This window comes from Paraburkholderia sp. RL17-381-BIF-C (genome assembly GCF_046026435.1).
GTDB lineage: Bacteria > Pseudomonadota > Gammaproteobacteria > Burkholderiales > Burkholderiaceae > Paraburkholderia.
Window position 1 is genome coordinate 1 of the sequence record NZ_JARESX010000026.1, and the last position, 21,378, is coordinate 21,378.

The 21,378-nt window shown below is 63.7% G+C and carries 22 protein-coding genes; 15 read left to right on the forward strand and 7 right to left on the reverse strand.

What is annotated here, in order from left to right:
- Positions 1-20 precede the first annotated feature (20 nt).
- Positions 21-827, reverse strand: a complete 807-nt coding sequence (locus tag P0D70_RS17585; RefSeq protein ID WP_091792884.1) for an IclR family transcriptional regulator — start codon at positions 825-827, stop codon at positions 21-23.
- A gap of 180 nt (positions 828-1,007) precedes the next feature.
- Here P0D70_RS17585 and P0D70_RS17590 point away from each other — a divergent pair, with 180 nt between their 5' ends.
- Together P0D70_RS17590 and P0D70_RS17595 are read left to right on the forward strand one after the other, a co-directional pair.
- Positions 1,008-1,730 carry a (Fe-S)-binding protein gene (locus P0D70_RS17590; RefSeq protein WP_408185432.1) on the forward strand — a complete coding sequence of 241 codons (723 nt, stop codon included), beginning with the start codon at positions 1,008-1,010 and terminating at the stop codon, positions 1,728-1,730.
- Positions 1,731-1,811: 81 nt separating this feature from the next.
- Positions 1,812-3,227: a lactate utilization protein B gene (locus P0D70_RS17595; RefSeq protein ID WP_408185433.1), complete on the forward strand. Its 1,416-nt coding sequence runs from the start codon at positions 1,812-1,814 to the stop codon at positions 3,225-3,227.
- 239 nt (positions 3,228-3,466) lie between these two features.
- Here the strand turns inward: P0D70_RS17595 and P0D70_RS17600 are convergent, their stop codons facing one another.
- Complete coding sequence (locus P0D70_RS17600; RefSeq protein WP_408185434.1) at positions 3,467-4,030, reverse strand: hypothetical protein; 564 nt, start codon at positions 4,028-4,030, stop codon at positions 3,467-3,469.
- Positions 4,031-4,310: 280 nt separating this feature from the next.
- Here P0D70_RS17600 and P0D70_RS17605 point away from each other — a divergent pair, with 280 nt between their 5' ends.
- From P0D70_RS17605 to iscX, 10 genes are all read left to right on the forward strand, one after another.
- On the forward strand, positions 4,311-4,550 hold the full coding sequence (locus P0D70_RS17605) for a hypothetical protein (RefSeq protein ID WP_091792887.1): 240 nt from the start codon (positions 4,311-4,313) through the stop codon (positions 4,548-4,550).
- Between the two features lie 182 nt (positions 4,551-4,732).
- A complete protein-coding gene (locus P0D70_RS17610; protein ID WP_091792888.1) occupies positions 4,733-5,230 on the forward strand; it encodes a low molecular weight protein-tyrosine-phosphatase in 498 nt (165 codons plus the stop codon).
- Positions 5,231-5,372: 142 nt separating this feature from the next.
- Positions 5,373-5,903, forward strand: coding sequence for a Fe-S cluster assembly transcriptional regulator IscR (iscR, locus tag P0D70_RS17615; RefSeq protein WP_091792889.1), 531 nt, complete (start codon positions 5,373-5,375; stop codon positions 5,901-5,903).
- Positions 5,904-5,978: 75 nt separating this feature from the next.
- Positions 5,979-7,202, forward strand: a complete 1,224-nt coding sequence (locus tag P0D70_RS17620; protein WP_091792890.1) for an IscS subfamily cysteine desulfurase — start codon at positions 5,979-5,981, stop codon at positions 7,200-7,202.
- Between the two features lie 80 nt (positions 7,203-7,282).
- Positions 7,283-7,696: a Fe-S cluster assembly scaffold IscU gene (iscU, locus tag P0D70_RS17625; RefSeq protein ID WP_007181285.1), complete on the forward strand. Its 414-nt coding sequence runs from the start codon at positions 7,283-7,285 to the stop codon at positions 7,694-7,696.
- A gap of 151 nt (positions 7,697-7,847) precedes the next feature.
- On the forward strand, positions 7,848-8,171 hold the full coding sequence (iscA, locus tag P0D70_RS17630) for an iron-sulfur cluster assembly protein IscA (protein ID WP_028199494.1): 324 nt from the start codon (positions 7,848-7,850) through the stop codon (positions 8,169-8,171).
- A gap of 169 nt (positions 8,172-8,340) precedes the next feature.
- The gene (gene hscB / locus P0D70_RS17635) at positions 8,341-8,868 is read left to right on the forward strand and encodes a Fe-S protein assembly co-chaperone HscB (RefSeq protein WP_091792891.1); all 528 of its coding nucleotides are present in this window, start codon (positions 8,341-8,343) and stop codon (positions 8,866-8,868) included.
- Between the two features lie 117 nt (positions 8,869-8,985).
- Positions 8,986-10,857, forward strand: a complete 1,872-nt coding sequence (hscA, locus tag P0D70_RS17640; protein ID WP_091792892.1) for a Fe-S protein assembly chaperone HscA — start codon at positions 8,986-8,988, stop codon at positions 10,855-10,857.
- A gap of 159 nt (positions 10,858-11,016) precedes the next feature.
- Positions 11,017-11,358 (forward strand): ISC system 2Fe-2S type ferredoxin, encoded by a 342-nt coding sequence (gene fdx, locus P0D70_RS17645; RefSeq protein WP_091792893.1) that lies wholly within the window; start codon positions 11,017-11,019, stop codon positions 11,356-11,358.
- Positions 11,359-11,373: 15 nt separating this feature from the next.
- Positions 11,374-11,571 carry a Fe-S cluster assembly protein IscX gene (gene iscX, locus P0D70_RS17650; RefSeq protein ID WP_007181290.1) on the forward strand — a complete coding sequence of 66 codons (198 nt, stop codon included), beginning with the start codon at positions 11,374-11,376 and terminating at the stop codon, positions 11,569-11,571.
- A gap of 122 nt (positions 11,572-11,693) precedes the next feature.
- Here the strand turns inward: iscX and P0D70_RS17655 are convergent, their stop codons facing one another.
- The 5 genes from P0D70_RS17655 to P0D70_RS17675 all read right to left on the reverse strand — a co-directional run bounded on the left by P0D70_RS17655 (position 11,694) and on the right by P0D70_RS17675 (position 18,619).
- A complete protein-coding gene (locus P0D70_RS17655) occupies positions 11,694-12,422 on the reverse strand; it encodes a glycine zipper 2TM domain-containing protein (protein ID WP_408185435.1) in 729 nt (242 codons plus the stop codon).
- Between the two features lie 291 nt (positions 12,423-12,713).
- Positions 12,714-14,270 carry a lysine--tRNA ligase gene (gene lysS / locus P0D70_RS17660; protein ID WP_408185436.1) on the reverse strand — a complete coding sequence of 519 codons (1,557 nt, stop codon included), beginning with the start codon at positions 14,268-14,270 and terminating at the stop codon, positions 12,714-12,716.
- Between the two features lie 159 nt (positions 14,271-14,429).
- Positions 14,430-15,534 (reverse strand): peptide chain release factor 2 gene (gene prfB / locus P0D70_RS17665; protein WP_143048276.1). Its coding sequence is split into 2 segments (ribosomal slippage): positions 14,430-15,452 and positions 15,454-15,534, totalling 1,104 coding nucleotides; the frame shifts between segments, so codons are not numbered across the junction.
- A 153-nt stretch (positions 15,535-15,687) separates the two neighbouring features.
- Positions 15,688-17,394, reverse strand: coding sequence for a single-stranded-DNA-specific exonuclease RecJ (recJ, locus tag P0D70_RS17670; RefSeq protein ID WP_408185437.1), 1,707 nt, complete (start codon positions 17,392-17,394; stop codon positions 15,688-15,690).
- A 40-nt stretch (positions 17,395-17,434) separates the two neighbouring features.
- A complete protein-coding gene (locus P0D70_RS17675) occupies positions 17,435-18,619 on the reverse strand; it encodes a regulator (RefSeq protein WP_408185438.1) in 1,185 nt (394 codons plus the stop codon).
- 169 nt (positions 18,620-18,788) lie between these two features.
- On the opposite strand from P0D70_RS17675, the gene P0D70_RS17680 reads away from it, so the two are divergent.
- The 3 genes from P0D70_RS17680 (at position 18,789) to lolD (ending at position 21,337) form a co-directional block, all read left to right on the forward strand.
- Positions 18,789-19,034, forward strand: coding sequence for a hypothetical protein (locus P0D70_RS17680; protein WP_408185439.1), 246 nt, complete (start codon positions 18,789-18,791; stop codon positions 19,032-19,034).
- A gap of 313 nt (positions 19,035-19,347) precedes the next feature.
- Complete coding sequence (locus P0D70_RS17685) at positions 19,348-20,601, forward strand: lipoprotein-releasing ABC transporter permease subunit (RefSeq protein ID WP_408185440.1); 1,254 nt, start codon at positions 19,348-19,350, stop codon at positions 20,599-20,601.
- Positions 20,594-21,337, forward strand: coding sequence for a lipoprotein-releasing ABC transporter ATP-binding protein LolD (gene lolD, locus P0D70_RS17690; RefSeq protein ID WP_091792899.1), 744 nt, complete (start codon positions 20,594-20,596; stop codon positions 21,335-21,337). The genes P0D70_RS17685 and lolD overlap by 8 nt, the downstream gene beginning before the upstream one ends.
- The last annotated feature ends 41 nt before the right edge of the window (positions 21,338-21,378 follow it).

Genomic DNA, 21,378 nt, shown 5'->3' on the forward strand with positions numbered 1-21,378 from the left:
GCTGAAAGTCAGGCGCCAGCTTACGCGTGATGGCTATGCGAATGGTCTTGCGCCGGTTGCGGCCGGTAGCCGAGCGACTCGGAGATCATCAGCGCGGTCTGGCTGAGTTGGCCGAGCCAGGAGTCCTGCAGGCGGTCTGCCGGCGCGGACAGCGACAGACCGGCGACCAGTTTGCCGGTGTCGTCGTAAATGCCGGCGGCGATGCAGCGCACACCGAGTTCCAGTTCTTCGTTATCACGCGCGCAGGCTTGCTGACGCACGTGCGAGAGTTCGCGCTCCAGTTTCGTCAGGTCGGTGATGCTGTTCTGCGTGTGGCCCGACAGGCCGGTACGGGTTGCATAGGCGCGCACGCGCGTGGATTCGTCTGCGGCGAGGAACAGCTTGCCGACCGACGTCAGATGCAGCGGCGCCCGCCCGCCGATGGCGCGCACCACCTGCATGCCGGAACGCTCGGAATAAGCACGCTCGATATAGACAATCTCGTCGCCCTGACGTACCGACAGGTTCACCGTCTGGCCGGTCTGACGGTGCAATTCACGCATCGGCGTGAGCGCCGCGTCGCGTACCGACAGGCGGGCTTTCACCAGATTGCCGAGTTCGAGCAGGCGCATGCCCAGACGGTAAGTGCCGGGGTCAGACCGGTCCACCAGCCGGCACATCACCATGTCGTTCAGGATGCGGTGGGCGGTGGAAGGGTGCAACTCGGTGCGGATGGCGAGTTCTTTCAGGCTGACCGGGTCGCTATGCGCAGCAAGGGCGTCGAGCAAGCGCATCATGCGTTCGATCACCTGGATCGAAGTCTTGGGATCCGGGTTCGTATCGCTCATGGGGAGGAATCGGTTGACGCGTCAAACAGCGGAAATTGATTGTATCCCGTATTGTGAAAAAAAAGAAAGCGGTTGGAGGCGCTATTCCAATCAGATTTGATCTGTGTCCTATGCCTTCCGGCCGTTGGTATTGTGCGCCAAACAGCGGATAATCAGGGACGTTTTCCCGAAGGAGGGCTCATGCGAGTCGGATTGTTCGTTACCTGCCTGATCGACCTGATGCGTCCTGAGATCGGGTTTTCGGTCATCAAGCTGATCGAAGCCGCGGGTTTCGAGGTGATGGTGCCACCTGCCCAAACCTGTTGCGGGCAGCCTGCCTACAACTCAGGGGAACGGCGCATCGCGCGCGATCTGGCCGAGAAAACGCTGCGCGAGTTCGAACAGTTCGATTACGTCGTGGTGCCGTCCGGTTCGTGCGGCGGCATGATCCGCGCGCATTACGGCGACCTTTTCGCCGACGATCCCGAAATGATGAACCGCTTCGGTCGCCTGCGCGCCAAAGTGTTCGAACTGACCGACTTCCTCGTGAATGTGGCCAAAGTGCAGTTGCAGCCGGGTGAGTTCGCGGGTCGCGTCACGTATCACGATTCCTGCTCAGGGTTGCGCGAATTAGGCGTGAAAGCGCAGCCCCGCGCGCTGTTGGCGCAGGTCGGCGTGACGGTGAGCGAGATGAAGGACTGCGAGCATTGCTGTGGCTTCGGCGGCACGTTCGCGCTCAAGTACGGCGATATTTCCACGGCGATCGTCGACGAAAAATGCGCGAATATCCGGGCGAGCGAAACCGGCACGGTGGTGCTCGGCGACCTGGGCTGCATGCTGAATATCGAAGGCCGTTTGCGGCGTACCGGCGACGTCACCACGCAGGTGCTGCACATCGCCCAGGTCCTGGCCGGCGACGTGTAACGCTGCTCGCCGCATTCCCGCCGTTTCAGATTCGCGCTTCAGCTTTCACGCGCGTTTTGCCCGATTCCGCACAAGGCCGCCATGCAAGTCCAATCCATGCAATTCAAGGCGCGCGCTGGTCAAAAGCTCGCCGATCAGCGCTTGCAGCAGAACCTGACCAAGCTGTCGACCAAATTCGTCACGGCCCGTGCCTCGGCCATGACCGAGATCGACTTTCCGGCCACGCGCGCCGCGCTGAAGGAGCGCCGCAATCGCGCGCTGGACAATCTCGACGTGTGGCTGGAAACCTTCGAGCGCGAGGCGGCCCGGCGTGGTGTGACCGTCCTGTTCGCCGAGACGACTCAGGAGGCAGCGCGGCTCGTCGGCGACATTGCCCGTCGTCACGAGGTAAAGAAGGTGATCAAGACCAAGTCGATGGTCACCGAAGAAATGCGCCTGAACGAAGTGCTCGGGCAAATGGGCGTGCAATCCATCGAAACGGATCTGGGCGAGTACATCCTCCAGATCAACGACAATGAGCCGCCGAGCCACATCATCGCGCCGGTCGTCCACAAAGATAAGGACGAAATCGCCGAGTTGTTCGCAAAGACTCACAACCGGCCGCGCCTGACCGAAATCACCGACATGACGCGCGAAGCGCGCGAGATTCTGCGTCCGCATTTCATGACGGCGGACATGGGTGTGACAGGCGGCAATTTCGTGGTGGCGGAGACCGGCTCGGTCGTGCTGGTCACGAACGAGGGCAATGAAGGCATGTGCACGGTCATGCCACGCGTGCATGTGGCGGTGACCGGAATCGAGAAAGTATTGCCCACGCTCGAGGATCTGGCTACGGCCATGCGTCTGCTGCCGCGCTCGGCGACCGGGCAGGCGACCTCGAACTACTTTTCCGTGTTGACCGGGCCGCGCGGCGAGGGCGATCAGGACGGTCCCGAACATATGTACGTGGTGCTCGTCGACGGCGGGCGCACAGGGCTGATCGGCGGCGACTTCCAGGAAATGTTGAGGTGCATCCGCTGCGGCGCGTGCATGAACCACTGCCCGGTGTACCAGAAGGTGGGCGGCCACGCGTACGGCTGGGTGTATCCAGGGCCGATGGGTTCGGTGTTGACCCCAAGCTATGTCGGTATCGACAAGGCATTGGACTTACCGCAGGCCGCGACCTTGTGTGGCGAGTGCAATAGCGTGTGCCCGGTGGGGATCCCGCTGTCGGATCTGTTGCGCAAGCTGCGCGAGAAGCAGGTGGAGCGGCGGCTGCGCCCCTGGAAAGAACGCGTGGGGCTCGCCGTGTGGGGTTTTCTGGCGCTGCACCCGGATGCTTATGCGCTCTTTACGAAGCTGGCCGTGCGGGTGCTGGAGCGCATGGGTGGCACGAACCGGTCGATTGCCAGGCTGCCGTTAGGTGGCGCGGGCTGGACCGATACGCGGGATATGCCCGCGCCGGTCGGACGGACGTTCAGGGAGTTGTACGCCGCGCAACGTAGTCATATCGGCTGAGCGGAATGGGGCAAGCGGGGCTTGGTGTGGTAGGTCCGATGTCTCGCGGCATTGTGCGCGAGCCGTAGATTCCGGCATCGCGCTGTCTGATTGCTCATCTCGCTTTCTGGCTGGCGCTTCGGATGAACTCAGCCGAAGCCGCAGAGTAGGCTCAAGTGCGCTCCCATAGCCGTCAATTGGAGCGCGGTCGCCTGGCGGATTCGCAAGTTCGCGTCGGAACTCCAACGCGAACGCTTGACTCAGTGGTCCGTCATCTGGCCGGACTGTCGGCCCGGCACCCCGCGTACGGGTGCCGCGTTGTTGCCGTTGCCATGGCCGCCATTCCCTGCCTGTTGAGGCGGCGGCGGAGGTGGCGGGGCGCCGGCTCCCGGGCGCGGCGCATTCGATCCGCTCGGCCCCCGCGGTCCGCCCGCCGCGCCTTGAGGCGGCGGTCCGCCGTGCGATCCACCGCCACCGGGCTGGCCATGCCAGCCGCCGTTGTCGCCGTGGTTGCCGTTATTTCCATAGTTGCCGTTATTCGGCCGACCGTGGTCGGGATAGCCGCCATAACCGGGCCCGGGGCCGTAATAACGGCCCGGGCCGCCGTAGTAGCCCGGTTCCGAGTAGTTGCCGTAGCCCATGTAGACGTTGGTTTGCGGCACGACCGGCACGCCAGTGGCGTACCCGTCGTACCCGTCATAGGCGTTATAGCCGTTGTATCCGCCATTGGCATTGCCGTACATCGGCGTGCCGTCCGGGTACACCGCACAGCCGCCGAGCAGAGCGGCGACCGCGAGACAGACGATTGGTGCGAAGCGTTTCATGTGAGATAGACCAAGATAGACCAGTGCGAGGGCATGTATTTATAAGACCGCTATTATCGCCATCCGTCACAAGAGCTTTGTATGCGTTTGTAAGGATTTCTTTTTCTGCCGCAAGCCGCGCGCCCGCGATGCGCGCCGCAAACAGCCGATCGACTGTTTCATTGAGAGCAACGATCTGTCTCGCGGCGTTGGGTTTTTCCCGATTGCATATTCCTATAGGATTTGGACTGGGCATAGTGGGCTACAAGCTCATCCGCCCACAATCGGAAGAAACGACATCATGAAAAAGACAATATCGGTGTACTGGCCATTAGCCATCGTTGTGCCGCTCGCTGCGGCTGCCTATCTGCACATTTGCGGAAACACCGCATCGCACGCGTCGCAAGCCCCGCTCGCTGCCGATCAACTGACGGCTGAACTCGCTCGCGCAGTCTCGTACGGCATGGTCGATGCCGCCTCGGCGCTGCCGGCGAAACCGATGCGAGCTGTCACCGCGATGCCGCTCGCGGAAGCGTCGTAAACACGAAGGTAAGTACAAGGTACGCGCGACCGCAGCGGCGCAAGTGGGATCGCCGCGTAGCGCCGCGCCATCCCAAACTCCCGCGCGCCGGGCTTCCGGCGAAATTCCGGCCGGCTTTGTATAATCGCGGCACCTGTTTGCTAACCGTCGGCCGAAGCGCTGGCGCGCCGGAAAAGCCTCTGATGAAAACCGTGTCGATCTGCTTTGTCTGCCTCGGCAACATCTGCCGTTCACCGACTGCGGAAGGTGTGATGCGCCATCTGGTGAGCGAGGCGAAGCTCGCGGAGCGCATTCTGATCGATTCCGCAGGCACGGGCGACTGGCACATCGGCGAGCCGCCGGACGAGCGCGCGCAGCACGCGGCCGGCCGGCGCGGGTATGAACTAGCCGCGTTGCGCGGCCGCCAGATCGCCGCTGCGGACTTCGAGCGTTTCGATCTGCTGATCGCAATGGACGATAAAAACGTCGCCGCCCTGCGCCAGGTCTGCGCGCCGGAACAGCACGACAAGATTCGTCTGCTGATGGAGTTCGTCCCCGAGGCGGACGTCCGCTGGGGCGGCGCCCGCGAAGTCGTGGATCCGTATTTCGGCGGCGCGGAAGGTTTCGAGCAGGTGCTGGATCAGTGCGAAGCGGCCTGCCGTGGCCTGATCGCGGCGTTGCGCCCGCATTTGCTGGCTTAAGCGCTTGGCGGCCGTGGGCGTTAGTGCGCCGAGCCTATCTCGCAATTAAGCGAATGACCCAAATCGCGATAGGGATACTTGACTAAATCGCTCATGTATTTATACTTGACAAAACTTGTCGAGAATTGCGGTTCCCCTACATATGAGACTCACCACGAAAGGCCGTTTCGCCGTCACGGCGATGATTGACCTGGCACTGCGCCAGGAGCAGGGCCCGGTGACGCTTGCGGGTATCAGCCAGCGCCAACATATCTCCCTGTCGTACCTCGAGCAGCTGTTTGGCAAGCTGCGTCGTCATGAAATCGTCGAGTCCGTGCGCGGACCGGGCGGTGGCTACAATCTGGCCCGCCGCTCTGAAGACGTGACCGTGGCCGACATCATCATCGCGGTCGACGAGCCGCTCGACGCCACCCAGTGCGGCGGCAAAGGCTCCTGCGAGGGTACCAAGCAGCACGACGGCCACTGCATGACGCACGAACTGTGGTCCACGCTGAACCAGAAAATGGTCGAGTACCTCGATTCGGTCTCCCTGAAGGATCTGGTCGACCAGCAGCGTTCGCGCGAAGGCGCGCCGGCCGTATTGCGCGACAGGCGCAACGAGGCGCCGGCGGTCGAACCTGTCCGCGTGGCGCCGAAAGGGCCGAATTCCGTTTTCAACATGGCCGGTTCCTAGGCGCGGTATCGAGCAGAAACCGCAGCCTGATCAGAAACCCAGAAGCCAGAGCACATGACGTCCCCGGAGCAATTGATGAACAACGACACTCTCCATCTGCCCATCTACATGGACTACAGCGCGACGACGCCGATCGATCCGCGCGTGGTGGACAAGATGATTCCGTATCTGCGCGAGCAGTTCGGCAACCCCGCATCGCGCAGCCACTCGTATGGCTGGGACGCGGAGCGCGCAGTCGAAGAAGCGCGTGAGAATGTCGCCGCGCTGGTGAACGCCGACCCGCGCGAAATCATCTGGACCTCGGGTGCCACGGAGTCGGACAACCTGGCGATCAAGGGTGCCGCGCACTTCTACAAGAGCAAGGGTAAGCACATCGTCACGGTGAAGACCGAGCACAAGGCCGTGCTCGACACCTGCCGCGAACTCGAACGCGAAGGCTTCGAAGTCACGTATCTGGACGTCAAGGACGACGGCCTGATCGACCTCGAGAAATTCAAGGCCGCGCTGCGTCCGGACACGATTCTGGTGTCGGTCATGTCGGTCAATAACGAGATCGGCGTGATTCAGGACATCGAGGCGATCGGCGAGATCACCCGTGAAAAGGGCATTATTTTCCACGTCGACGCCGCGCAAGCCACCGGCAAGATCGCGATCGACCTGCAAAAGCTGAAGGTCGACCTGATGTCGTTCTCGGCGCACAAGACGTACGGACCGAAGGGCATCGGCGCGTTGTACGTGCGCCGCAAGCCGCGCATCCGTATCGAAGCGCAGATGCACGGCGGCGGTCACGAGCGCGGCATGCGCTCGGGCACGCTGGCTACGCACCAGATCGTCGGCATGGGTGAAGCGTTCCGGATCGCGCGTGAAGAAATGGCGACGGAGAACGAACGTATCCGCATGTTGCGCGACCGTCTGCTGCGCGGCCTGTCGGAAATGGAAGAGGTGTATGTGAATGGCGACATGGAAAAGCGTGTGCCGCACAACCTGAACATCAGCTTCAATTTCGTCGAAGGCGAGTCGCTGATCATGGCGGTGAAAGATGTGGCGGTGTCGTCGGGCTCGGCCTGTACGTCGGCTTCGCTGGAGCCGTCGTACGTGCTGCGCGCGTTGGGCCGTAACGACGAGCTGGCGCACAGCTCGATCCGCTTCACGGTGGGCCGCTTCACGACCGAGCAGGATGTCGATTACGTGATCAACCTGCTGAAGACCAAGATTTCGAAGCTGCGCGACTTGTCGCCGCTGTGGGAAATGCACAAGGACGGGATCGATATTTCGACTATCCAGTGGGCAGCGCACTGACGCGCCGTTTGGACTACGTCGAATTTATCGAATTGCGAATTGCACGAATTGCAGGTTGAAACGAATCAAGGAGTGTCATCATGGCTTATAGCGACAAGGTTCTGGACCATTACGAAAACCCGCGCAACGTCGGTTCCTTCGCGAAGGACGACGATGCGGTCGGCACCGGCATGGTCGGCGCGCCCGCATGCGGCGACGTCATGAAGCTGCAGATCCGCGTGGGCGCGGACGGCATTATCGAAGACGCGAAGTTCAAGACGTATGGCTGCGGTTCGGCCATCGCGTCGAGCTCGCTCGTCACCGAATGGGTGAAGGGCAAGACGCTCGATCAGGCCATGTCGATCAAGAACACGCAGATCGCCGAAGAACTGGCGCTGCCGCCGGTGAAGATCCACTGCTCGATCCTCGCGGAAGACGCGATCAAGGCAGCGGTCGCCGACTACAAGCAACGTCACGGTGAAGCGGTCGTCGCGGACGAGAAGCAACACGCTTAAGCGGCGGTTGCGGCGCGGTTTCAGGTGAATGGAAACGGACGGCGCGAATTCAACGCAACCGTCCGACACGAGCGATATTTGATGCAGGCAGGGTAGCAGCGCGTGAGAAGGCAGACGAACGGCCGGCACGCACTGCGCAATGAGAAACGCTATGGCAATTACGTTGACCGAAAAGGCAGCACAGCACGTCCAGAAGTATCTGACCCGGCGCGGTAAAGGCGTTGGCTTGCGCGTCGGCGTGCGCACCACCGGTTGCTCCGGCTTGGCTTACAAGCTCGAGTACGTGGATGAACTCGCGCCCGAAGACGAAGTCTTCGATTGCAACGGCGTGAAGATCATTGTCGACCCGAAGAGCCTCGCCTATATCGACGGCACCGAGCTCGACTTCGCACGTGAAGGGCTGAACGAAGGCTTCAAGTTCAACAACCCGAACGTGAAGGACGAATGCGGTTGCGGCGAATCGTTCCGCGTGTAATTCCGGACATTTCCGCGTGCAGCGGATCAAAGGCGGCGCGGGCCGCCTTTTTAGTTTGATCCGCGCATTCGCCTGCGCCGCGACGTCGCGACGCCGCCTTCACGCTCCACCGAGCCGAGTTTTTAGACTGCACTCCGGTGCGCTTTCCTGAACGGACTTCTTCTATCCGATGGCCTCGCTGAACGACAGCCACTTCGACCTGTTCGACCTGCCGGCGCAATTCGCGCTCGACGCGGCGGCGCTCGATCACGCCTACCGCACGGTCCAGGCGCAAGTGCATCCGGACCGCTTCGCGGCGGCCGGCGACGCGCAAAAGCGCATTGCGATGCAGTGGGCGACGCGCACCAACGAGGCGTATCAGACGCTGCGCGATCCGTTGAAGCGCGCCACTTATCTGCTGCATCTGCGTGGCATCGACGTCGGCGCGGAGAACAATACGGCGATGGAGCCGGCGTTCCTCATGCAGCAAATGGAATGGCGCGAAGGGATCGAAGACGCGGCCGCGGCGAAGAACGTCGACGCGCTCGACGCCTTGCTCACGGAACTGCGCGACGAAGAGCGCATGCGTTTCGACAAGCTAGGCGCGTTGCTCGACAGCGGCGCGAATCAGGCCGCAGGCGAGGCCGTGCGGCAGTTGATGTTCATCGAGCGGGTGGCGTCGGAAATCGGTACGCAGATCGAGCGGCTCGACTCCTAGCGAGCCCGCGCCGCGCGCAGCAGCGGGAGCGCGGCCACGTTCGCCAGCCGAGCCGTAGCTTTATATCCAGCAACGCGAAAATTCAGGACGGGGCCGAGCGGCCCCGAGAAGACCCAGATGGCCTTACTGCAAATCTCCGAACCCGGCATGGCGCCGGCACCCCACCAGCGGCGTCTGGCGGTCGGCATCGATCTCGGCACCACCAATTCCCTCGTCGCCGCCGTGCGCAGCGGCGTGCCCGACGTGCTGCCCGACGAAGACGGCCATGCGCTGCTGCCGTCGGTGGTGCGCTACCTGGAAAAGGGCGGCCGCCGCATCGGCCGTACGGCCAAGGCCGAGGCGGCGAGCGATCCGCGCAACACCATCGTTTCGGTCAAGCGGTTCATGGGCCGTGGCAAGGCGGAAGTGGAAGGCGCCGAAAACGCGCCGTACGATTTCGTCGACGCACCCGGCATGGTGCAGATCCGCACCGTGGACGGCGTGAAGAGCCCCGTCGAAGTGTCGGCCGAAATTCTCGCGACGCTGCGCCAGCGCGCCGAGGACACGCTCGGCGATGAACTCGTCGGCGCGGTCATCACGGTGCCGGCTTACTTCGACGAAGCCCAGCGTCAGGCGACCAAAGACGCCGCGCGTCTGGCTGGCCTGAATGTGCTGCGCCTGCTGAACGAACCGACGGCGGCCGCGATTGCCTACGGCCTCGATAACGGTTCCGAGGGGCTGTACGCCGTGTACGACCTGGGCGGCGGCACCTTCGACCTGTCGATTCTCAAGCTCACCAAAGGCGTGTTCGAAGTGCTCGCGGCGGGCGGCGACTCCGCACTCGGCGGCGACGATTTCGATCACGCCTTGTATCGCTACGTGCTGGAGCAGGTGGGCATCGCGCCGCAAACGCTCGCACCCGAAGACGTCCGCCTGCTGCTGGACAGCGTGCGTGTGGCCAAGGAGGCGCTGTCCGACGCGCCGGATGCGAAGCTACAGGTCACGCTCTCGAACGGCACCCGGATCGATCTGACGATCGCTGAGGCCACTTTCGAGGCCATCACGCAGGCGTTGGTTCAGCGCACGCTCGGCCCGACGAAAAAGGCGCTGCGCGACGCCAAGGTCACGACGCAAGACATCAAGGGCGTGGTGCTGGTCGGCGGCGCGACGCGCATGCCGGTGATCCGACGCGCGGTCGAGTCGTTCTTCGGCCAGCCGCCTCTGATCAATCTCGATCCGGATCAGGTGGTCGCGCTCGGCGCGGCGATCCAGGCCGATCTGCTCGCGGGCAACCGCGGCGCGGACGGCGACGAGTGGCTCCTGCTCGACGTGATTCCGCTGTCGCTCGGCGTCGAGACAATGGGCGGTCTGACCGAGAAGATCATCCCGCGCAATTCGACGATTCCGGTCGCGCGCGCGCAGGACTTCACGACCTTCAAGGACGGCCAGACGGCCATGGCGATCCACGTCGTGCAGGGCGAGCGCGAACTCGTCAGCGACTGCCGCTCGCTCGCGCGTTTCGAGCTGCGCGGCATTCCGCCGATGGCCGCGGGCGCCGCGCGCATTCGCGTGACCTACCAGGTGGACGCCGACGGCCTGCTGTCCGTGTTCGCACGTGAGCAGGGCTCGGGGGTGGAAGCGTCGGTGGTAGTCAAGCCGTCCTACGGTCTCGCCGACGACGACATCGCGAAAATGCTCGAAGAGAGCTTCTCAACCGCCGAGGTCGACATGCGGGCACGGGCGCTGCGCGAAGCGCAAGTCGAAGCGCGGCGTCTCGTGGAAGCCACCGACGCGGCGCTCGCCGCCGACGCGGAGCTCCTCGACGACAGCGAGCGCGCCGAACTCGACACGCTGCTCGATGCATTGCGCAATGTCGCGCAGAGCGACGACGTGGATGCAATCGAAGCCGCCACGAAAGCCCTCGCTGAAGGCACCGACGAATTCGCCGCCCGCCGCATGAACAAGGGCATTCGCCGCGCGCTTGCCGGCCGCAAGCTCGACGAGATCTGAGCTCGACCCGAGCCTTGCAGCAGCGGCAGGCGGCCTGCGTTGTCCGCCGCTGCAAAAATTCGAATCGCGCCGCGTGGACTTAAAAAGTCCTCGCGTCGCCAGTAAAATGGTACGGAGCCTGTTTGAGGCCGCCGTGCCTCAGACCCAAACGGAAAATGTATGCCTCAAATCGTTGTGCTGCCTCACGTCGAACTGTGCCCGGAAGGCGCGGTGATCGATGCCGTGCCCGGCAAGAGCATCTGCGACAGCCTGCTCGAGCACGGCATTGAAATCGAGCACGCGTGCGAGAAGTCGTGCGCGTGCACGACCTGCCATGTGATCGTGCGTGAGGGTTTCGCCGCCTTGACGCCATCCGAGGAAGACGAGGACGATCTGTTGGACAAGGCATGGGGGCTCGAACCGACCTCGCGCCTGTCATGCCAGGCCATGGTGCCGGCCGAGCAGGATCTGGTTGTCGAAATCCCTCGCTACTCGATCAATCACGCGAAGGAAAACCACTAACAGGAGGATGCAGCCATGAAGTGGACCGATACGCAAGACATCGCGATGGCCCTGACTGACAAGCACCAGGACATCGATCCGCAACAGGTGCGCTTCACCGACTTGCACCGTTGGGTTACCGAACTGGAAGGATTCGACGACGATCCTAACCGTTCGAACGAAAAGATCCTCGAGGCGATTCAGGCTGCATGGATTGAAGACGCGGATTACTGAGCGTCACTGAGTTTTCCGGCGCCGGCCGGCGTTCTGCTCGCCCCTCCGGTTACGGCAAAGAAAAAGGCGATTCCGTTGGAATCGCCTTTTTTGCGTCTATCGAAAACGTATTCAGTGGGTGTCTAGCTTGCCACGAGCGTGCCGTTCTCAACACGAACGCGCTGACCCTGCTGGAACGGCGGCGCTTCATGGTAGGTGAAGTAACGCGTCTTGCCGCTTTCCATCCGCACGCGCACCGAGTACGACGTGGTGCTGCGGATATGTTTTTCGACCGAGTTGCCGGCAAGGCCGCCGCCGAGCGCGCCGAGAACGGTCATCGCCGTGCGGCCGTTGCCGCTGCCGAACTGATTGCCGACCACGCCGCCGGCTACCGCGCCGCCGACTGCGCCGATGCCGGTGCCGTGACCTTCCTGACGTACCGCCGAGATGGCTTCGACCGTGCCGCATGTCGAGCAGTAGGCCGGTTGTGCGGGCTGTTGCTGGGCGTAATCAGGTGCCGGTCGAGCCTGTTGCTGCTGCGCGTATTGCTGCTGGGCGGGCGTGGGGGCGGGTGCAGGCTGCGGTTGCTGAGCCACCTGCTGTTGGGCAGCCTGCTGCGCCGTCGGGTTGGCGGGCGCTGCCGAATCGACTACGCCCGGCTGTGTGCCTTGCGTAGCGACTTGCGCCGCCTGAGTCTGATCGTTTTGCGCGCCATTGCTGGACGCCTTCGGAAACAGGCCCGTAACGGCCGCCGTGGCGGCCAGGCTAGCGATGATCACCGCACCGGCAGCGGTCGCGACCAGCGGGTGTATCCGGCGCTGTTGCGTAGGCTGTTGGGATTGCGTGGTGGGTTGCGTGTTGGGATTGTCCATTTTGGCCTCCGTCTTTAGCAGAGTCGACTTTTAGTGAGACGAAGTGTCTGACAAATCGATTCCGCAAGGGTTTCAATTTGTAACGATTTCCGGGCAATCATCCTGACTGCGCCGCGTCGAAAGCAGGTGCTCGAATGGTGATCCCATACAGCCGAGCCCGGCAGGGTGGGCAGTTTTTACCGATGGTTACAAACTTGACAGCCGCCACACGTCTTCGGAGCAGCAAGAAAAACGCCCGGCTCATGCCGGGCGCTTGGGGTGTGTTCAACCGCAACTTCAACCGCGCAGCGATCAGTCTTCGCGGCGCAGATGCGGGAACAGAATCACATCGCGGATGCTCGGGCTGTCGGTCAGCATCATGACCAGGCGGTCGATACCGATGCCGCAACCGCCGGCCGGCGGCATGCCGTATTCCAGCGCGCGAATATAGTCCGCGTCGTAGAACATCGCTTCTTCGTCGCCGGCGTCTTTCTGGTCGACCTGCTTCTTGAAGCGCGCTGCCTGGTCTTCCGGATCGTTCAGTTCCGAGAAGCCATTGGCGATTTCACGGCCGGTGATGAACAGTTCGAAACGCTCCGTAATGCCTTCAACCTTGTCCGACGCGCGCGCGAGCGGCGACACCTCGATCGGGTAATCGATGATGTAGGTCGGCTCCCACAATTGCGACTCGGCGGTTTCTTCGAACAGCGCCAGTTGCAGCGAACCGACGCCCGCGTTCAGGAACTGCGGCTGCGACGCATCCACGCCGAACTTCTTCAGCTCGGTGCGCAGGAACGCGCTGTCGGCGAGTTGCTCGTTCGTGTACTGCGGCGCGTATTTCTGGATTGCTTGCGTGATCGTGAGGCGATGGAACGGTTTCGCCAGATCGAGTTCGCGGCCCTGATACGTGATGGTAGCCGTGCCCAGCGCGTCGATCGCCGCCTGGCGGATCAGCTGCTCGGTGAAATCCATCAGCCACTTGTAGTCGGTGTACGCGGCGTAGAACTCGATCATCGTGAATTCCGGATTGTGGCGCACGGACACGCCCTCATTGCGGAAGTTACGGTTGATCTCGAACACACGCTCGAAGCCGCCGACCACGAGGCGCTTCAGATACAGCTCCGGCGCGATACGCAGGAACATCTGCATGTCGAGCGCGTTGTGGTGCGTGGTGAACGGCTTGGCCGCCGCGCCGCCCGGAATCGGGTGCAGCATGGGCGTTTCGACTTCCATGAAGTCGGCGTCCGACATGAACTTGCGGATCGACGAAATCGCCTTGGTGCGCGCGACGAACGTCTTGCGCGTTTCCGGCGTGACGATCAGATCGACATAGCGCTGGCGATACTTCATTTCCTGGTCGGCCAGACCGTGGAACTTGTCGGGCAGCGGACGCAGCGACTTCGACAGCAGACGCAGTTCCGTGCAGCGCACCGACAGTTCGCCCTTGTTGGTGCGGAACAGCACGCCGCGCGCCGCGACGATGTCGCCCATGTCCCACTTCTTGAAGGCGTCGTACGTGTCCTGGCCAACGTCGGCAGGCGTAATGAAGAACTGGATCTGACCCGAACCGTCGCGCACCGTCGCAAAGCTTGCCTTGCCCATCACGCGTTTGAGCATCATGCGGCCGGCGATCGCGACTTCGAGCGGATTCGCTTCGAGCGCTTCCTTGTCGGCGTGCTCGTATTGCGACTGCAGATCTTCGGCGTGATGCGTAGGGCGGAAATCGTTCGGATAGGCGACGCCTTGCTCACGCAACTCGCGCAGCTTTTCGCGGCGCTCGGTCATGATTTTGTTGTCGTCCACCTCGGGCACGGCATTCGGTCGGGCCGCGTCAGGCTGGGCCGCGTTAGGCTGGGTCGGTTCGGTCATGATGATTTGGTATTCGGTGGCCCGCACGCGAGTGGCGCGCTTGCGGGTGGCCAGTCAGTAAAAACCTCAGGCGGTGTAAAGAAACAGCGAAGAAACAGGAAGAAGCAGCAGAAGACGGCGAAGATGCGGCGCGGCTTTTTCAGGCCGCGCCGTTTGCGCTTAGACGCCCTGTTTCAGGCTGGCGCTGATGAACGGATCGAGGTCGCCGTCGAGCACACTCTTCGTGTTGCTGATTTCGACGTTGGTGCGCAGATCCTTGATACGGCTGTTGTCCAGCACGTACGAGCGGATCTGATGACCCCAGCCCACGTCGGTCTTGCCGGCTTCGAGCTTGTCCTGCTCTTCCTGACGCTTGCGGATTTCCGCTTCGTACAGGCGCGATTTCAGCATGGCCATGGCTTCGGCACGGTTGCGGTGCTGCGAACGGTCGTTCTGGCACTGCACGACGATGCCCGACGGCATGTGCGTAATACGCACCGCGGAGTCGGTCTTGTTGATGTGCTGACCGCCCGCGCCGGACGCGCGGTACGTGTCGATCCGCAGATCGGCCGGATTGATGTCCACTTCGATCGAGTCGTCGATTTCCGGGTACACGAACACCGAGGAGAACGACGTGTGACGGCCGCCCGACGAGTCGAACGGCGACTTGCGCACGAGGCGGTGCACGCCGGTTTCGGTGCGCAGAAAGCCGTACGCGTATTCGCCTTCGATCTTGATCGTGGCGTTCTTGATGCCCGCGACATCGCCGTCGGTCTGTTCCAGCACTTCGGTCTTGAAGCCCTTGCGCTCGCAGTAGCGCAGATACTGGCGCAGCAGCATGGACGCCCAGTCGCACGCCTCGGTGCCGCCGGCGCCGGCCTGGATGTCCAGGAACGCGTTGTTCGGATCGGCCGGGTTCGCGAACATGCGGCGGAATTCCATGTCGGCCACGCGCTGTTCGATGCCTTGCGCGTCGGCTTCGCAGGCGAGGAGGGTTTCCTCGTCGTCTTCTTCGCGGGCCATGTCGAACAGGTCCTGCGCGTCGCGCAGGTCGTTATCGAGCGACGTGAGTTTGCCGACCGTGTCGTCGAGCAGCTTCTTTTCCCGGCCGAGGGCCTGGGCGTGCTTCGAGTCGTTCCAGACGTCCGGGTCTTCGAGTTCCCGGTTGACTTCGATTAGACGCAGTGCTTTGTCGTCGTAGTCAAAGATACCCCCGTAGCGAGTCCGCGCGAGTGCGCAGGTCCGCCAGTGAGGCTTCGATCGCGTTGAGACGTTCCGCTTCCATGTCGATCTTTTATAGCTTCGTAAAAAGACGAAATTATAGCCGATCGGCGCGCCGCGCCGGAGGCTGTTGAGCGATCCGGCGCGTGTTTGGGGTTGATTTTGTGGAGATTTTCGACCTTTTCAGGACACCGGACACCGGCGCGCTGCGCGAGCTTCAACTCGCCGCGTGCTCGACGATCAACTGCACGCGCGATACGCCGTTCCACGTATCGCTCGCGAGACGGTAGGCGACCGTGGTGCGGGCGGGCAGGGTGTCCGTGTGGTTGAACCAGATCGCGTTGAAGCGCTGGCGGCCGCGCACGAGTTGCAGTTTCAGGTGCTTGTCCTTCACCAGCGCCTGCGACGCGATATCGAATTCGCTCGAAAACACCGGCGCCGGAAAGCCTTGACCCCACACGGCCGCGTCGAGCATTTCGACGAACTGCGGCGTGAAATACGCGTCTTCGAGCTCGCCGTCGGTTTCCACCGTGCGCGAGAGCGCCTCTTCGGACAGCCATTCGCGGCCGACCGCTTCGAACGCGGCGGTGAAGCGCGGCACGTCGGCGGCAGCGAGCGTAAGGCCCGCGGCCATCGCGTGGCCGCCGAACTTCACGATCAGGCCCGGCTCGCGCTTCGAGATCAGGTCGAGCGCGTCGCGCAGATGGAAGCCCGCAATGGAGCGGCCCGAGCCTTTGACGGTCTGGCCGCTGTCGTCGGCGAGCGCGAAAGTGAACGAGGGCCGGTGGAATTTCTCCTTCAGCCGTCCTGCGACGATGCCGATCACGCCCTGGTGCCAGTCGGGATTGAAGAGCGTGATGGTGGTCCTGCCGTCCGGGTCGATCGCCGAGAGGTCGTCGAGCGCCTGTTGCTGCATGCCGGCTTCGATTTCGCGGCGCTCGCGGTTCATCGTGTCGAGTTGCTGCGCAAGGTCCCAGGCGCGGCCGATGTCGTCGGTCGTCAGGCATTCGATTCCGAGCGACATGTCCGACAGGCGGCCCGCCGCATTCAGGCGCGGCCCGAGCGCGAAGCCGAGGTCGAACCCCGACGCGCTGCGGGCGTCGCGCGCGGCGGCGCGAAACAGCGCGGCGATGCCCGGCTGCATCTTGCCTTTGCGGATGCGTTGCAACCCTTGCGCGACCAGCACGCGGTTATTGCCGTCGAGCTTGACCACGTCCGCGACCGTGCCGAGCGCGACCAGATCGAGCAGACCGTCGAGGCGCGGTTCGGGGAAGTTATCGTTGAACGCGCCACGGCGGCGCAATTCCGCGCGCAACGCGAGCAGCACATAAAACATCACGCCGACGCCCGCAATGCACTTGCTCGGAAACGTGCAGCCCGGCTGGTTCGGATTGACGATCGCGCGGGCGGGCGGCAGTTCGTCGCCGGGCAGGTGGTGATCCGTGACCAGCACGTCGATGCCGAGCGCGTTCGCCGCTTCCACGCCGTCCACGCTGGCGATGCCGTTATCCACCGTGATCAGCAGTTCCGGTTTGCCCGACGGATTGCGCGCCGCCAGCTCGACGATCTCCGGCGTCAGGCCGTAGCCGTATTCGAAACGGTTCGGCACCAGGTAGTCGATCCGGCCGCCGAACATGCGCAGGCCGCGCACGGCGACCGCGCAGGCGGTAGCGCCGTCGCAGTCGTAGTCGGCGACCACCAGCATGCGACGCTGGTTCTGGATCGCGTCGGCGAGCAGGGCGGCGGCGTCTTCGCAGCCTTTGAGCGCGACCGGCGGCACGAGCCGCGCGAGGCCCGTTTCGATCTCGTCGGGCATGCACACACCGCGCGCCGCGTAGAGGCGCGCGAGCACCGGATGCAGGCCGTGGCGGGTGAGAATTTCAGCGTCGACGGGAGAGCAGGTGCGCGTAACGATTCGAGTCATTCGGAAAGGCCGTGGATCATTCGTTGGGTCATTCGATCATTTATTCGATGAAGAGCGAGGCGAGCACGCGCCGCCGCCAGAATTTGCGCAGATCGCCGCGCGTAACGGAGAGCGTGACCGAGCCGGTGTCGCCGCACAGGGTCAGGCCAAGTTCGCCGAACTCGCCGGATTGCAGCGCGGCGAGCGCCGGTTCGAACCAGTCTGTTTGCAAGGCGGCGAAGGCGTCGTTCCAGCGCGCCCAATCCTGCTCGATGTAGGGCGCGGAGAACGGATCGAGTTCGACCAGCGTGGAACCGCTCGTGTCCGTGTTTGCATTCGAGTTGGCGTTGGCGTTGAGCGCGGGCGCGCCGCCCGACGTGCCACGCAGCGCGTTATCCGCAGCGCCGCGCGTCGCGCCCGCCGCCCGCAGCGCCGCAAACGACGCCGGCGGCGCAGCCGCCGCGACGCCCGCGGTCATCGCGAGGCCACGTGTGGCGGCGGCGTCGGAGAACACCCGTGCAAACGGGCTGCGCACCGGTTGCGCCGCGCCTTGCGCGTGAAACCAGATCGAGTTGACGGCCGGCAGGCCGCGCGCTTCGCGCGCTTCATTGACCGGATGTTCGAACCATGCCATTTGCACTTCGTTCTGCAGCTTCATCCAGGCGCGCGAACGCTCGCCGGAATGCGCCTCGTGCGGCAGCCAGATTTCGATGTTGCGCCCGCTCGCGCGCAACGGCGACGCGCCGGCCAACGTGCCGAACCCTTCGCCCGACAGATACCAGCGCGCGGGCCGCGGCGCTTCGATACGCACGCCGAGTTCCTCGATCAGCGGCCGCGCGACCGCCAGCAGGGCGCCGGCTTCCGCATCGGACAGATCGAGCGAGGCCGGATCGATGAGCACCAGATGGTCGTGCGCGATGCGCACATGCACCGGCTGCACGCAGGCCCATGTCGCGTTGCCGGGTTCACCGCCGTCGGCGCGCAGCATGTAGGGCGCGAGCGGCGCTTCGTCGGCGGCGGCCGCGCCGCTCGGCAGCGCGCCGAACTGGCGCGCGACCCAGCGCTCGTGCGGCAGCGTGCGCTGAAAGTCTTCGCCGATCACGCGCTCCACCAGCGTCGCGCGTGAAATCAGCCGGTCGAGGGCGGGACTGCGGATATCGTGAAGGGCGGTTGCGGCGTCCGCTGCGGCGGGCAGCGCGAAGGGCAGGAGAAGATGGAGGCGGTTGGCGAGCATGATGCTGCGCATTGTAGGGCAAAGAGTGCGAGTATTCCGTCCATCAGCTCCCGCTTGCTGAAGCCGCGGCGGCGGGCCATGCGTTCGCCGCCGTATCAGCCTGGCCTGGTCAGACCCGGCCCTGAAGCGTGGAGCAACAGCCGCGCGCGGCGGCACCGCGCAGAGGACGATGGAGACCGTCATGTCGCGTGAACTCAAAACCGAACAGGAACTGCTGGCGCTGGTCGTCAAGGCGCTCGATGCCAACCCGGCCACGGCCGCCTGGATTCCAACCGGTTTCCACGAAACCGTGGACGACGAGACCGGCTGCAACTGGGACATCAGCCATCTGCACCGCGACCGCAAGGACGCCGACGTGGCCGGGGTCGCCAACAGCGCCGCCGCGGGCATCATCAATGAGCTGCGCGGGCGTTACAACCTGCGGTAGGTGGAATGGGCGTGCGTTTCGGGGCCGGCCATTGCGCCTGCGCTCCGCTCCAGACTGCCTTTGCGCGAGTCGGCGGCATTGTATGGCAAACTTCGCGCTTGATTGGTGGTGGCAGTGGCGGTGCCAGCGGCGGCGGGCGTCTTCCAGACCGCCGCGGATCGGGGTGGCGCGCCCATTGCTATGGGCATGGCGCGTCATGCCGGAACCATCCGCTGCGCAACGACACCAATAATCACGACGCTCGGGCCGCACGGCAGGCGCTTCACGCCTTCGTGCGCGGCACAAAGCCGAAGAAACGCAGAAAAGGATTCGCTTGAAATTTCCCTACGAATGGCAGATTGGCTGGCGCTACACCCGCGCCGGCAAACGCACGACCGGTAACGGCTTCATTTCCTTCATCGCGCTCGTCTCGATGTCGGGCATCGCGCTCGGCGTCGCGGCGCTGATCGTCGTGTTGTCCGTGATGAACGGTTTTCAGAAAGAGGTGCGCGACCGGATGCTGTCGGTGCTCGCGCACGTGGAAATTTTCTCGCCGACCGGGTCGATGCCCAACTGGCAGTTGACCGCCCAGGAAGCCCGCCAGAACAAGGAAGTGATCGGCGCGGCGCCGTATGTCGAAGCGCAGGCGCTGCTCACGCGTCAGGACGCGGTGAGCGGGGTGGCGCTGCGCGGCGTCGAGCCGTCGCTCGAGCCGCAGGTGTCCGATATCGGCAAGGAAATGAAAGGCGGCAGTCTGAACGCGCTGGTGCCGGGCGATTTCGGCATCGTGCTCGGCGCCGATCTCGCCACCAGTCTCGGCGTCACGGTCAACGACAAGATCACACTAGTCGCGCCGGAAGGCACGATCACGCCCGCCGGCATGCTGCCACGGCTCAAGCAGTTCACGGTGGTCGGCATCTTCGAGTCGGGACATTACGAATACGACAGCACGCTCGCGCTGATCAACATCAAGGACGCGCAGGCGCTGTTCCGGCTGCCCGCGCCGACCGGCGTGCGGTTGCGCCTGACCGACATGCAGCGCGCGCCAGAAGTCGCGCATCAGCTCGCGCGCACGCTGTCCGGTGATCTGTACATTCGCGACTGGACGCAGCAGAACAAGACCTGGTTCTCGGCGGTGCAGATCGAAAAACGCATGATGTTCATCATCCTCACGCTGATCATCGCGGTGGCGGCGTTCAATCTGGTCTCGTCGCTCGTCATGACGGTGACCAACAAGCAGGCCGACATCGCGATTCTGCGCACGCTCGGCGCGCAGCCCGGCTCGATCATGAAGATCTTCGTGGTGCAGGGCGTAACGATCGGTTTTATCGGCACGGCCACCGGCGTCGCGCTCGGTTGCCTGATCGCGTGGAGCATTCCGTGGCTCGTGCCCATGATCGAGCACATGCTCGGCGTGCAGTTCCTGCCGCCGTCGGTGTATTTCATCAGCGAATTGCCGTCCGAACTGATTCCGGCCGACGTCGCGCGGATCGGCATCATCGCCTTCGTGATGTCGGCGCTGGCAACCTTGTACCCGAGCTGGCGTGGTGCGAAAGTCCGTCCCGCGGAGGCACTGCGCTATGAATGACCGTTCCGCTACTCTATCCATGGCTTCTTCAGATACCGTGCTGCATCCCTATGTGCTGGAAGCGACCGGCATTTCCAAGTCGTTCGTGCAGGGCGGTCTGAACGTGACGGTGCTCAACAACGCGGAACTGAACGTGCGGCGCGGCGAGAAGCTGGCGATCGTCGGCGCGTCGGGGTCCGGCAAGAGCACGCTGCTGCATGTGCTCGGCGGCCTCGACGACCCGAGCGCCGGGCATGTCTCCGTCATGGGCAAACCGTTCACCAGGCTCTCCGAGCGCGAGCGCAACGACCTGCGTAACCGCGCGCTGGGATTCGTGTATCAGTTCCACCACCTGCTGCCCGAGTTTTCCGCGCTCGATAACGTCGCGATGCCGCTGCGAATCCGCCGCATGTCTACCGAAGCGTCGCGCCGCGAAGCGCTCGCGGTGCTGGAGCGCGTCGGCATGGGGCATCGCGCGAAGCATCGTCCGGGCGAGTTGTCGGGCGGCGAGCGTCAGCGTGTCGCGATTGCGCGCGCGTTGGTGACGAAGCCCGCCTGCGTGCTGGCCGACGAACCGACCGGCAATCTCGACGGCGGCACCGCCGACACCGTGTTCAACCTGATGCTCGAACTGTCGCAAACGCTCGAAACGAGCTTCGTGATCGTCACGCACGATCCAGAACTGGCGGGACGTTGCGACCGCATCATGCGGCTGCGCGACGGCGTGCTGCACGAAGAGCCGGTGGTGCCGGTCTGATTGCCGGACACCGAAAGCCTGGGCTGAGCCGTTAGCGAGGC